Raw genomic sequence first — 13678 nt, 5'->3', positions numbered from 1 at the left:
CATCGTTGCATGGCTCGAAAAACCCGTTCATTGTCATACCGTGGCTTGACCACGGTATCCAGAAAAATAACTAAAAATATTAATATTATTAGTATTTTTAACTACCGTGGACAAGCGAACTAGGTGACGGTGGTGAAACCGATTCACACAACAACACCGGCTTGACCACGGGGGTGACATTTATTTTTTCTTTTGACTATTAATAGCAGCATTCAAAGCTAATTTAAACCACTTGCCTAATAACTCTTGATCCTCCATAATTTCAGGTAACACCTTCCAATATGATAGAGTTACAAGTTTACCTTTACTTTGATATACAAATGGCTCAGAACCGAAAGATTGAAAATATTCATAAGTGCTTAGGTCTGACTTAAAATATAATTCATTGCTCTTAATAATTCCTATCATAACACCACCCTTATATATACCATGTCCACCAAACATTGCACGAACGGCTACTGAACCATATGGTTCTAACAATTCTTTGACATATTCAGTAAATTCATTTTTGTTCATAATAATCGCTTTAAATACAACAAACCATAAATAAACGTACCTAATATAATAAACAATGGAGTTAAAGGTAAATCAAAGTAGAAAGAGCTAAATGCGGCACAAAAATTAATAAATAAAGATATAAGAATTGATATTATAATCATCTGGGAGGGGCTATATGCTACAAACCGTGCAATCATTGCAGGAATAAGTAAAATAGCAGTTACCATAAGTACTCCGACAATCTTTATAGCAGAAAATACCGATAATGAGAGAAGAAGTAAAAATATTAGCTCAATAATATTAACCTTTAAGCCTTTTATGACTGCAATATCTCTATTGATAATGATAAGAAGAATTTGATTATAAAAATATACTATAAAGCCTATAATAGTTATTAGGACTACCCCTAGTATAATCAAATCATTAAAAGACACGGATAAAATATCCCCAAACAACAAATTCACTATATTATTCTGCAAAGAAGTAAAATAATTAATAACTAAAGCAACAGCTAGCATAAAGCTAGAAATCAAATTAATAACTGCGTTTTTTTCAGAATTATTTTTAAAAATAAACACAAAAAACGAAAAAAGAATTGCAACTATTATGCCTGAATATATTAATGGAAAATGTGCTATAATACTTATGCTAGCCGCTAAAAAACTACTATGAGCAAGCCCATCGCCAAAATAAATATATCTCTTCCATAGGGCAATACAGCCAAGGGGAGCAAATATGCAGCTAATTAAAATTAAGGCTAGTATTATTAAAGTCATCTGAGTATATTATATATGTTTGTTGTATGGCCTCTTGTCATCCCGTGGTCAAGCCACGGGATGACATTGGAAAGAATCATAGACTATGTCTTCAATCGATAAAAAAGAATTAGAAAAATTTGAGAAAATTGCTCACAATTGGTGGAATAAGGACGGGGAATTCGGTATCTTACACCGAATAAACCCTATTCGCCTTGAATATATAATAGAGAAAATAACTACACATTACAATAGGCACCTTTCCAAACTCGCTTATAGAGAGGAATTTGTAGGAAACACGCAGCACAGCACCGCAGCGTACATAGAAGTACGTGAGGATACGAGCAGCGGATTGACGCACAAATTACCTCTAGAAGTAGAGTTTGAGAAGATGTCTAACGATATTTCTAAATTAGAAATATTAGACGTCGGTTGCGGTGGAGGATTAATTGCAACGCCTTTAGCGGCTCAAGGTTTTAACGTTACAGCCATTGATGCATTGCAAAGTAACATTGAAACGGCAACTGCTTATGCTAAGGAAAACGGCGTAAAAATAAATTATTTACAATCTACTATAGAAGAATTACAGAGTGACAAACTATATGATGTGGTAATTTGTCTTGAGGTTATTGAGCATGTAGAAAACGTGCAGCAATTCATACTGAATTTGGTGAAGCATATTAAGCCCAACGGTATGGCAATAATTTCTACGATTAACCGCACTAAAAAAGCTTATGTACTTGGAATAATAGTTGCTGAATATGTTTTAGGTTGGGTGCCTAAAAACACTCATGATTATAGCAAATTCCTAAAACCATCGGAAATTTACGAAATACTTACGGATACCGATGTTGAAATTAAAGAGCTAAAAGGCTTGGTATATGATCCGATTAAAAATGAATGGAAATTAAGCGATGATATAGATGTAAATTATTTTATGTGTTTGGGGAGAAAGAGTATATGTCATCCCGCGACTTGATCGCGGGATCCAGTTAAAAATACTAATAATATTAGTATTTTTAGTTGTTTTCTGGATACCGTGGTCAAGCCACGGTATGACACAGTTCTTAGTATATATTTAAAAAAGATAATAAATGACTAATAGCGTAATTACTAGATTTGCTCCGTCACCGACGGGGTTTTTACATATAGGTTCGGCAAGAACTGCCCTTTTTAACTACTTGTTCGCAAGGCATCATAACGGTAAGTTTTTGCTTCGCATTGAAGACACTGATAAAGAAAGATCAACGAACATCGCAGTAGAAGCTATATTCTCAGGTCTAAAATGGCTAGGGCTTGATTGGGACGGTGAGGTTATATTCCAGTCTAAACGTAATAATCTTTACAAAGAAGCTGCACTAAAATTACTGCAAGACGGTAAAGCATATTATTGTTTTACTAGCCAAGAAGAAATAGAAAGACAGCGACAAAAAGCTTTAGAAAATAAACAGCATTTTATTTTTAACAGCGAGTGGCGTGACAAAGAACCATCTACCTACCCTACTGATATTAAACCGGTAATACGTCTAAAAACTCCAAGAGAGGGCAGCATAACAATTCATGATACCTTACAAGGCGAGGTAGTAATTGAAAACTCTCATATAGACGATATGGTACTATTAAGAGCAGACGGCACTGCTACTTACATGCTAGCCGTTGTAGTAGACGATCATGATATGGGTATAACTCATATTATTAGAGGTGACGATCATTTAACCAATGCAGCAAGGCAAATCGCTATTTATCAGGCTTTCGGCTATGAAGTACCTAGCATGACTCATATACCGTTAATTCATGGAGCAGACGGGGCGAAATTATCCAAAAGGCATGGAGCATTAGGCGTTGAAGCTTATAAGGATATGGGATATTTACCGGAAAGTTTGTGTAATTATTTATTGCGTCTTGGATGGAGTCACGGCGATGATGAAATTATCTCAATGACTCAGGCTATAGAATGGTTTAATCTTGATTCACTCGGTAAATCACCTTCTAAGCTTGATTTTGCTAAGATGAATAGCCTTAACGCTCATTACTTAAGAATGCTTGACAATGATAGCTTAACTTCAAAGACTGTAGAGATATTGAAACAAAATTATAAGGTTAGCGAGAAGGAAATAAGCTATATAACCCAAGCAATGCCAAGCTTGTTAGTTAGAAGTGAAACATTACTAGAACTAACACGCCTTGCTCAAATTTATCTCGTAGATTCGCCTATCATCTACAACCAAGATGCAAAAGAAATTATAGAAAATTGCGATAGGGATTTAATCAAACAAGTTATAGAAAACTTAAGCGAACTTGAGCAGTTTGATAAGGAATCCGTACAGAATAAATTTAAAGAAATAGCAACAACAAACGGCTTAAAGCTGAATGACATTATGAAACCAGTAAGAGCTTTAATAACAGGTATGACGGCTTCACCTAGCGTATTTGAAATTGCAGAAATTTTAGGAAAAGAAAATATTTTAAAAAGGTTAAAAATTATATGAAAGATTGTATAAAATTGCTTTTGTTTTTAGTGGGTTATTTATAATAACCGGCACTTTTGTTTTGTATAGCATAGAAAACGTCAACGCACAACGGCACCAAAAAAGTACGGAGCTTGGACTTTAAATTGTACTCTTAATAATGAGAAAAAACAACTTTGCTTCTTATCACAACAAATTAATAATCTAGAGAAAGATAAAGAAAAGGGAATATTAGCCATTTATCACATAGGTTATTTCAATGGGGAGCAAGAAGAACAGGAATTAAAGATAATCGAAATAGTCCCATCAAATGTTCAAATTCCAGCAGGTACAGTTATTAATAGCGGTGACAAACGAATATCAGCCGGGAAATACGTAAATTGTACGGTAAACGGCTGTCAGGCTTTAGCTATTATTACAAAAGACGATCTAGACATGATTTTATCTAATGATAATTATTTAGAACTAATCACCACTGACGGTAAACAAGCTAAAATTTCATTTATAAAAGACGGTCTAAAGGAAGGTCTAAACGCTTTGAGTAGATAGTAACGGAATTTAAGTGCTGTTGCATGAAATGCTTTTCATCGTGATTGCGAGCAGGCATTGTTGCGTGAATACTAAACCGTCATTACGAGCGACTGAAAGAAGCGTGGCAATCTCAGGATTTTGGCACGAGATTGCTTCGTCAAAATTTTCAATTTTTCCTCACAATGACGACTCGGGTATCCACACAATAACACCTTGCGTCGCTTAACCCATGACGATACGCTATTAAGTTGCTTTAAAGCTTAATTAAGCATCATGATGATGGTGTTCATGTCCCAGCCCTTTACCACCTAAACTTGCTTCATATTCAAGAACCCATGATTGATGAAATGCCATGCCTGTATCAGCTACTATCCATCTTTCTAAAAGAACATGAAATCCTGCTTCTCTTTCCGGAAGAATTATTGAGTGATCCGTAGAAGCAGGTAATTGATGACTCCAAAATGGTTTTTCTTGGCTTATATTTTCAAAAAATGTCTTAAGCTCATTAAAAGTTAGTCTTTGAGAAAAGTCAGTAGGATGATCAGTGATCGCATATGTATAACCACGTGTTTTATGTGCCATGGTATAATCCCAATGTATATCAAACTTGTCACCGGCTTTTACTTTATGAACATGATGGTACTTGCTTCCATCTCTCCAATCAAATGTTTTGTCAGATGAAAATTGTCGCATTTCTGCATTAGTATAATTAACAGAATCTCTCTCATCTTCTTTTCCACCGCTAAGAAGATGTCCCTCTTTAATTGCCGGTGCACTTAGAGTATCATCAGGAAAGGATTTTTTCCTCCTTCCATCTCATTTTTCTGTGAGCTATCTTAAAACTTTAACTCTTCGCAAACTAAAGCCATTGTCTTCGGTAAGGTTACTGCCCCATGTAATATGGGGTAACATCTAAGATATGCGAAAATTTCTTATCGTACTCTGCTTTATTAGGAGCTATTTTGTTATCAACTAGTTTTTTAGTCATAATTTACCTATTAATTTAAATTGTATTTCGATATATATAAAAATAGATTGAATAATAATCTATCTTTACAATTAACAATGCTTACTAAATTTTTAATATATTGCAAGAAGTTATAAACCACTAAAGTGAAAAAATATTTGAGAATAAATAAAAAAATACCTTTCTTTTTATTAAGTTTTATTAACTATTTTTATATTTTTACTTAAGCTACTAGCTATTATTATAGTAATATATTCAATTTATCATGTTAACAAAAATTAATATTAATGTAATATAACTGTGTAAAAAAATCACAAAAATATAATCCTATTTAAAAATCAAGATATAGTTTAACTTGTGCTTAACCATTGATTATAGATAAATTTAAAAAATAAATATCAGGTCTTTCTAAAATCTTATGAATTTTCTCATAAAAATATTTTTTGTATGCATATACTCCTTTTAAAAGAAGTTTAAATAATTAGTAGGTTTATGGAAGATATTGATACTTGGCAGAAAAAATTTGAGGTTTGTGATTATAGTAAAAAATTAATTGATCGAATTAAATATTTGTAGTAGATTCACCTATAGATATAACAGAAATTGAAAAAGGTCTTTATTATACCCGTAAATATCATGCTTCTCAAATGCGTCAATCAGGGGAACCTTATTATTCTCATCCTATAGAAGTTGCAATCATGCTTGCAGATTTTACAGCTCTTGAAGCTCCTAAACTTTACAAATCATATATGATAAATATTGTCCTTCTTCACGATATTATAGAGGATACAATACTTACACATGCTGATATTAGCAAAATTTTTGATAAGAATATTGCCGATAGCGTAGAACGTTTAACAAGAATTAAGCCATACGGTAAAATTAGCTCCGGTGAAAATGTTAAATTTACTAATCCAAGAACAAAGATATGATATAGCACTTATTAAAGTATTTGATCGCCTACATAATTTACAAACTAATAAATGCTAAATCGCCGGAAAAGGCTTTAGAAACAGTAAAAGAAACTATAGAAAGCTTCTTACTCATAGCAGCTTATTTACCGTAGAACAACAACTATTAAATGTTTGCACTAATTTTATCAAGCAACATTTCCCTTCAGAACAAAAAGAAATATTTCAAAAAGTCGGTTTACAAAATTTCTTTTTAAAACTTCAAAATAATACAAAATAAATTAAAGAGTATGCAATACTACTTTAGAAAGAAAAAAAGTGTATATCAGCTAAAAACTATTTTTATATTTCCAGTGTGCAGCTTCACCGCTCTCTGCATGATAATGCATCTTATGATCACGTATTTGTATCTCTATTTTATAATTATCCTCAGTTGTAATAATAGTATGTAAAGATTGATAGCCGTTTGGTTTAGGATTAAGAATATAATTTTTAAATTTATCCTTTTTATGCTCATAAAGATCATGAACTTTTAAAGCTTTATAACATTTCTCTTCATCTATTACTACTATTCTTATCGCAAAAATATCTGTTAATTCTTCTAACTTTATACCCTTACGATATAATTTATATAAAATTGATATTGGATGTTTGATCCTACCTGTTATTTGAGCAGCAATATCATGTTTAGATAAATTATGATTTAAATGTTTAATAACCCTTTGGAGCAAAAATACCTCCTTAATTTATACTAATTCAGTTAGTTATACTTACGAATAACTAAACACCAATTAAAGCAATAAACTTATTAAGTTCTATTAATATTTCTAATTAATTTGCTATTTTTAGTAAATATTAATAAAGCCTAGCTTTAGTTTATATTAATAGGAAAAATTAAGCTTGTGGCGAGCTTCACACTACCCTATTATTTTATCTTTTATCCTAAATTCACATTATTTAGATTTCTTTTAGAACCTAATTTTTTAAGTTTTATATATAAAATTTAAATTATCTTATTTTAGTCTTTCTTAACTGTATAAATTATAAGATTTTTTTAAAATAAGAATAGTAATTTTTCTAAAACCTTACTAATTTTAGTTAGCGTAGTTTAACCGACCAAAAGCTAGAAACTTTTATTACTAATTTTTTAAATTAAACGAATATATACATTATAGATTAACCTTGCCTATAGCTTCAACAAGAAATCTATTCTTAACCCCGATTATGGATAAGGAATAGAGAGGAAGGAAGGTTGCAAGAGTTATTAAACCTTATATAAATAGGGCACTGAAGGAGTAAAATAAAGGTTTAATAACATGTGTAAATATACTACAATATTTTGTATAGTAGATAAATTTTGTAAAATTTATGAGAAATGGGTAAAACATCAATTGCTGAAAAGTAATAAGCAAAGATTTAGAGAAGGTAAGCTTTCCTTAAGTGAAGAACTCTCAATAATGATTTTTACCATTTTAGTGCATATAAACATTTAAAAGCTTATTACCAAAACTTTATTATTAATGGTAATTTGTTCAGGAATCCACCTTGTTATGCGAGATTTGTTCAGCTTATTCCTTCATTATTTCTGCCATTGATTGTGATGTTACATTACTTAAGTGGGAAAAGAACGGGAATTTATTATGCAGATTCCACACATTTTGCAGTATGTAAAAATATCAGAATTAATTCTAACAGAACTTTTAATAATCTTGCAAAAATGGGACGTAGTTCTGTCGATTGGTTTTTTGGATTCAAGCTTCATATGATAATCAATGATAAGGGAGAAATTATTGCTGTTAAAATTACCAAAGGTAATGTTGATGACAGAATTGCATTTGAAGCAATGGTTATCAAAAAAGGTCTAAAAGGTAAGTGTTATGATGATAAGGAGTTTATTTCAGAAAAAATGTTTACAAAACTTTATAAGCAAGGTTTAATAAAAATTACCGGAATAAGAAAGGATATGAAAAACTATTTATTACCTCTTTTGGATAAAATCCTTTTAAGGAAAAGATTCATTATCGAAACCATTTTTGGCTACATAAAAGAGAATTTTAATATTACTCCTTCCAGACATCGATCACCTATTAATTTCTTTACTTCTCTATTCTCTGCTCTTATTGCTTACCAACTTAAACCTAATAAACCATGTATTTCTTATCCATAATCGGGGTTATTCTTAATAATTAAGGCGTAAAACCGCTTTAAACCTTTTGATCATCCTATATAAGACTGTTAACAAAATAACTTTAATTGATAATTAAAGAGATTTTTAAATGAAAATTAATAAGATTTTTACAGTAATAGATATCCCTATTTCAAAAAAATCTTATAATTTGCAGTTAAAAAGAATTTAATTAGCTTTAAAGTTATTTTGTTAACAGTCTTATATAGGATGATCAAAAGGTTGAGCTATTATAATTAATTAATTAAAAATTATTTATTATTGAAATAATTACAAGAAATTCTATATTTTATTTTTTTGAGGAAGAGTTTTATTAAAGAATTTATTTTCAAATTAAGCAAAGAATCGCTTTAAAACCCATTTGTTGCATAAATCAGTTTTTCAGTGTCCTACTGCGACTTGATAATGTGTTGTACGGCACGTTGTTAAAATCGTCATTGCAAGCAGGCATTGCCTGCGTGGACCAGTTTCTTAATTGTCATCCCGCGAGCTTGTAGCGGGATCCAGTTTAAAATACTAATATTATTAGTATTTTTAGTTGTTTTCTGGATACCGTGGTCAAGCCATGATATGACATTGAACAGGTTTTTCGGTCCACGCAACAATGCCTCCTCGCAATGAGGGGAACGAGCAATACAACAAAACGGGTTTATTAGACCTATTGCATAACCTATCTTATGGAGATATAGACTTAGAAATCCATACCTCCCATACCGCCACGCATTGGCATTAGCTCTTTCTTATCAGAAGGTTCGTCAACAATTAAAGTTTCCGTGGTAATAATTAACGAAGCAACGGAAGCAGCATCTTGAAGTGCAGTACGCACTACTTTAGCCGGATCAATAATTCCTGCTTTAATCATATCGACATATTGCATATCTTGAGCATTAAAGCCATAATTTTTATCCTTATGTTCTAGTAATTTACCAACTACTACGCCACCGTTTTCACCGGCATTTTCAACAATCTGTTTTAGCGGATCCTTTAAAGCTTCTATTACTATTTCAATACCTGCTTGTTGATCCTTATTCTCTACTTTAAGCTTTGTTAAAGTTTGTGATGCATGAAGTAATGTTACACCGCCACCGGCAACAACACCTTCCTCAACTGCCGCTCTTGTAGCAGCAAGTGCATCTTCAACACGATCTTTACGCTCTTTCACTTCAACTTCCGTAGCACCGCCAACCTTTAATACGGCAACACCGCCGGAAAGTTTAGCTAAACGCTCTTGTAGTTTTTCTTTATCATAATCAGAAGTAGTTTCAGCTATTTGAGATTTAATTTGTAATACTCTATCCTCAATATTTTTCTTATCACCATTACCATCAACAATTACGGTATTTTCTTTAGAAATTGTTACTCTTTTTGCCGTCCCTAAACTCTTAATACTCACATTTTCAAGCTTCATACCTAAATCTTCAGTAATAAGCTCACCTTTAGTTAGGATAGCAATATCTTCCATCATTGCTTTTCTTCTATCGCCAAAACCGGGAGCTTTTACTGCCGCAACTTTTAAACCACCACGTAATCTATTGACTACAAGCGTTGCAAGAGCTTCGCCCTCAACATCCTCAGCAATAATTAATAGTGGGCGTTGTGATTGCACTACAGCCTCAAGTATAGGTAACATCGGTTGTAAATTTGATAATTTTTTCTCAAATAGTAAGATGAAAGGGTTTTCAAGCTCAGCAACCATTTTCTCGGAATTCGTTACAAAATACGGAGATAGATAACCTCTATCAAACATCATACCTTTAACTACTTCAACATCGAAGCTAAAATTCTTTGCTTCTTCAACGGTTATCACGCCTTCTTTACCGACTTCCTCCATTGCCTTAGCAATTTTCTCACCGATTTCCTTATCACCGTTTGAAGAGATAGTACCGACCTGTGCGATTTCCTCTTGGCTATTAATCTTTTTACTAGAATTTTTAATTTCCTCTACTACTGCATTTACCGCTAAATCCATGCCACGCTTTAAATCCATAGGATTATAACCGGCAGCTACTAACTTATTACCCTCACGAGCTAATGCTCTAGCAAGTACCGTAGCTGTAGTAGTACCGTCACCGGCTACTTCTGCAGCTTTTGTAGCAGCTGATTTTAATAGCTGAGCTCCTGCATTTCTAATTTTATTTTTTAACTCAATCGATTTTGCAACCGTCACACCGTCTTTGGTAATTTTCGGTGAACCGAATGATTGCTCGATAAGTACATTTCTACCTTTTGGACCTAAAGTAACTTTTACTGCATCTGCAAGTATATCAATGCCCTCTAGCATTTGCTCACGAGCTTTTGAGCCGTGTTTAATAAGTTTTGTTGCCATATTTAATTTCTCCTTAAAACAAATAATTAATTAATAATACCAAATACGTCGCTTTCTTTCATAACGATCAGTTTTTCGCCTTTAATTTCAATTTCGGTGCCTGCCCATTTACCGTATAAAACTTTATCGCCTACTTTTAGCTCTAAAGGATGAATTTCGCCTTTTTTATTACGAATACCGTTACCTACGGCTACTATTTCACCTTGCATCGGCTTTTCTTTTGCAGTATCCGGAATAATAATTCCACCTTTAGTTTTTTCTTCGTGTTCGATAGGCTTTATTGCAATTCTATCATGTAATGGTTTAAAAGACATTTTAACCTCCAATTATTTAAATACTTTGTACATATTATATATATTTTATTTTTGTTAATTCAAGGGGCAAGAATAAAAATTTTTTTATTAGAGGTCTATTCTTTCTCAAAATACTCTAAAAAAGTACCTATGGATAGTAAGCCTATAGCCCGTTTTTGTTCTCTGTTTAAACTTTTTTGTTTTTTTCGTATCCCAACACAATTTTTTCTAAAAAGTTAATTTATAGAAAGGTTATATATTGAGAAGATTTAAAGTCAAGGAAAAAGTTACAATATTTTATGATTATAGTTATTTAAAACTTCTTTGACTAATGAAGTTGTTATTTTTCTTTTGGAAATTAAAGCAAAATGGTTAATATTTTCTAATATTTCTATAATTTTAGAATATTCCCTAGGCAAATTTACTAAAAGAAAATCTATTATTTGTCTGGATATTGTTACCGAAGAAATAGAAAAATGCTTAAATATTAGAATTTTGATTAATTCATCGTTAGGTGAGTTTAATACAATACTAAGTACTGATTTAATACGTGAAGATAAATCGGGTAAAGTAAAATTTCTGCTTTTATCAGATGAGGTAAGTAAAAGATATTTCTGTTTTTCGTTAATAATATTAAATATATGAAGTAATGCCGGCTCTTGCCAGTTTTCAATATCTTCAATGATAAAAGCATTATATTTTTCTAAAATTTCTTCACTAAAAAAAATATCTTTAATAATATAGGCATTGCTTAAATTTTGCCATATTTTGGTTAAATAAGTTTTGCCTGACGAAGAAGGTCCTTTAATTAATAAAGTAAATTTATAAGGATTAACACCAAAGCCGCACTGCCAATTTTTTATAATATTATAAGCTTGATCGTTAGAACTAGAAACAATAAACTCATCAGGATGATATTTATTAGAAGTAGTAAAACGAAATATATATTGCTGCACTGTTATAAGAATTTTTTAGTCGTCTGTTCGATAGAATTTGCTAGATTTATAAAATTTAATTAGATTCAGGAGTAAAATTTTTGTAATCCCTGCAATCGGTATAGCAAAAAATATTCCAATAATTCCAAATAAACTGCCGCAGGCAAAAATCGAGAATATAATCCAAAGAGGATGCAACCCTATTTTATCACCGATAATTTTAGGAGTTAAAATATAAGACTCACAAATATTCCCAATTAAATAAATTATCATTATATATAATAATTTTGCGGTCATGCCGAAAGTTAAATAACCGATAATTAGAGTCAAAAGAAACGATATAAAAGTACCGATAAAAGGAATAATAACTAAAAATCCCGTTAAAATGCCAAGTAAAAGAGCGAGATCAATACCTATTACGGTAAATGCAATACTATAATAAGTAGATAATAATAAGCAAATATTTAGCTGTCCTCTTATGTAAGCAGATAACAGATTATTAATTGCCGATAATATTTCAAGGATTTTCGGTCGGGTTTTTATAGGTAATAATGATTTCATGTTTACAATAATTTTAGCCCAATCACGTAGGAAATAGAATAATATTATAGGTATAAGTAAAAATAAAACAAATATGTTAATGGTAATAATGGTATAACGCCAAAAATTATTAGCAATACTGCCAAGTATAGTAAATATACTATTTATAAAATTGCTTAAAGAATTCTTGATTTTATCGGCAATATCAGGTTCTATCGAATAAATTTTTGCCATTATAGGCGGTAATATTTCTGCTTGTAAATAATTTTTATATTTTGGAATATTTTTTATAAAAGTAAAAATTTGTCCATAAATTATCGGCACTAAAATAGTTAAGCTTAAGAAAAATATGCTCAAAAATATCAGATAAATTATGCTTGATGCAAATTTATCTGATATTTTAAATTTTGATGCGATAAAACCTATAGCAGGTTGTAGTAAGTAAGATATTATAAATGCGATAAAAAATGGTTTTACTGCGTCTGAAATTAGCATAAAACCGCTTATAAAAAACCCTAAAAAAACTAGCCAAAATATAGCGGTTCTATTCATATTATTTTCCCCATTTTCTATACGAAGATCAACTTCAAAAAGAGCTAGGAGTTCACAAGGCAAGGTGAGCTGCGTATACTTAATATAGTTCGAACCGAAGCTCTTATAGAACATTGAGCCAATTTTTGAAGCTCTACCTTAGTATTAAGATTTTTTAGCTACTTGTACGGTAGCAGGACGAAGTAGTCTATCTCTAATTTTATATCCTGATTGCATTAAAGTAATAATGCTATTCGGTGCATGATCAGGATGTTCTATCTGCGAAATTGCATTATGTAAATTATAGTCGAACATTGAACCTATTTCCGGCTTTATTTCTTCAATATGATGTTTATGAAAGATTTTGTCCAGCTCATCTTTAGTCATCTGAACGCCTGCAATAATATTTGTGACTTCTATATCAGAATTTGCCGGTTTATGTGCTAATGCTCTTGAAAGATTATCACTAACATTTAGTAGTTCTTTAGCAAATGTAGCAATTGCATAATCTTTTGCTTCGTCACGTGCTTTTTCTAAACGCTTTCTTGTATTGTCTATTTCGGCAGTAGTTCTAATTAGCTTGTCTTTTAGCTCTTCAATTTCTGCTTTTAACGCTGTTATCTCTGGATTTGCTGTTTCAACTATCTCTTCAGCAATATCATTTATTGTTTGTTCATTATTTTCTATATTATCATCTATCATATTATTTACTTTATATTTATATTCTTTTTTGAGATA

At 31.4% G+C, this 13678-nt stretch carries 12 protein-coding genes and 4 pseudogenes; 6 read left to right on the top strand and 10 right to left on the bottom strand.

What is annotated here, in order from left to right:
* Positions 1-5 precede the first annotated feature (5 nt).
* Positions 6-105: pseudogene (locus tag RMONA_RS11420) on the top strand (permease); the annotation flags it as partial.
* A gap of 75 nt (positions 106-180) precedes the next feature.
* On the opposite strand, the gene RMONA_RS03765 reads toward RMONA_RS11420, so the two are convergent.
* Positions 181-516 carry a TfoX/Sxy family protein gene (locus RMONA_RS03765; RefSeq protein ID WP_023507724.1) on the bottom strand — a complete coding sequence of 112 codons (336 nt, stop codon included), beginning with the start codon at positions 514-516 and terminating at the stop codon, positions 181-183.
* Positions 513-1274, bottom strand: coding sequence for a metal ABC transporter permease (locus RMONA_RS03760; protein WP_008580849.1), 762 nt, complete (start codon positions 1272-1274; stop codon positions 513-515). Before RMONA_RS03760 ends, RMONA_RS03765 begins: the two co-directional genes overlap by 4 nt.
* A gap of 85 nt (positions 1275-1359) precedes the next feature.
* On the opposite strand from RMONA_RS03760, the gene ubiG reads away from it, so the two are divergent.
* The 3 genes and pseudogenes from ubiG (at position 1360) to RMONA_RS03745 (ending at position 4270) form a co-directional block, all read left to right on the top strand.
* Positions 1360-2232, top strand: coding sequence for a bifunctional 2-polyprenyl-6-hydroxyphenol methylase/3-demethylubiquinol 3-O-methyltransferase UbiG (ubiG, locus tag RMONA_RS03755; RefSeq protein WP_023507723.1), 873 nt, complete (start codon positions 1360-1362; stop codon positions 2230-2232).
* A gap of 115 nt (positions 2233-2347) precedes the next feature.
* Positions 2348-3742, top strand: a complete 1395-nt coding sequence (gene gltX, locus RMONA_RS03750; protein WP_023507722.1) for a glutamate--tRNA ligase — start codon at positions 2348-2350, stop codon at positions 3740-3742.
* A 4-nt stretch (positions 3743-3746) separates the two neighbouring features.
* A pseudogene (locus tag RMONA_RS03745) lies at positions 3747-4270 on the top strand (invasion associated locus B family protein).
* 246 nt (positions 4271-4516) lie between these two features.
* Here RMONA_RS03745 and RMONA_RS03740 read toward each other — a convergent pair.
* Positions 4517-5017 (bottom strand): lytic polysaccharide monooxygenase, encoded by a 501-nt coding sequence (locus RMONA_RS03740; protein WP_096001017.1) that lies wholly within the window; start codon positions 5015-5017, stop codon positions 4517-4519.
* A 694-nt stretch (positions 5018-5711) separates the two neighbouring features.
* Between RMONA_RS03740 and RMONA_RS03735 the strand changes: the two are divergent.
* Positions 5712-6279 (top strand): annotated as a pseudogene (locus tag RMONA_RS03735) (HD domain-containing protein); the annotation flags it as partial.
* Positions 6280-6459: 180 nt separating this feature from the next.
* Here RMONA_RS03735 and RMONA_RS03730 read toward each other — a convergent pair.
* Entirely contained in the window at positions 6460-6861 is a 402-nt protein-coding gene (locus RMONA_RS03730) for a bifunctional (p)ppGpp synthetase/guanosine-3',5'-bis(diphosphate) 3'-pyrophosphohydrolase (RefSeq protein WP_023507716.1), read from the bottom strand.
* 782 nt (positions 6862-7643) lie between these two features.
* On the opposite strand from RMONA_RS03730, the gene RMONA_RS03725 reads away from it, so the two are divergent.
* Positions 7644-8297, top strand: a complete 654-nt coding sequence (locus RMONA_RS03725; protein ID WP_339325423.1) for an IS982 family transposase — start codon at positions 7644-7646, stop codon at positions 8295-8297.
* A gap of 455 nt (positions 8298-8752) precedes the next feature.
* On the opposite strand, the pseudogene RMONA_RS11415 reads toward RMONA_RS03725, so the two are convergent.
* From RMONA_RS11415 to grpE, 6 genes and pseudogenes are all read right to left on the bottom strand, one after another.
* Positions 8753-8917: pseudogene (locus RMONA_RS11415) on the bottom strand (MFS transporter); the annotation flags it as partial.
* An 89-nt stretch (positions 8918-9006) separates the two neighbouring features.
* Entirely contained in the window at positions 9007-10641 is a 1635-nt protein-coding gene (gene groL / locus RMONA_RS03720; RefSeq protein ID WP_023507714.1) for a chaperonin GroEL, read from the bottom strand.
* A 26-nt stretch (positions 10642-10667) separates the two neighbouring features.
* On the bottom strand, positions 10668-10955 hold the full coding sequence (locus RMONA_RS03715) for a co-chaperone GroES (protein ID WP_014412487.1): 288 nt from the start codon (positions 10953-10955) through the stop codon (positions 10668-10670).
* Positions 10956-11221: 266 nt separating this feature from the next.
* Positions 11222-11890, bottom strand: a complete 669-nt coding sequence (locus RMONA_RS03710; protein WP_023507713.1) for an HdaA/DnaA family protein — start codon at positions 11888-11890, stop codon at positions 11222-11224.
* 15 nt (positions 11891-11905) lie between these two features.
* Positions 11906-12961, bottom strand: coding sequence for an AI-2E family transporter (locus RMONA_RS03705; RefSeq protein WP_037231328.1), 1056 nt, complete (start codon positions 12959-12961; stop codon positions 11906-11908).
* A gap of 144 nt (positions 12962-13105) precedes the next feature.
* Entirely contained in the window at positions 13106-13642 is a 537-nt protein-coding gene (grpE, locus tag RMONA_RS03700; RefSeq protein WP_008581003.1) for a nucleotide exchange factor GrpE, read from the bottom strand.
* Between the last annotated feature and the right edge of the window lie 36 nt (positions 13643-13678).

It is taken from the genome of Rickettsia monacensis (genome assembly GCF_000499665.2).
GTDB lineage: Bacteria > Pseudomonadota > Alphaproteobacteria > Rickettsiales > Rickettsiaceae > Rickettsia > Rickettsia tamurae.
The sequence above is the reverse complement of the archived record's forward strand: the minus strand, read 5'-3'. Positions and strand labels throughout refer to the sequence as shown.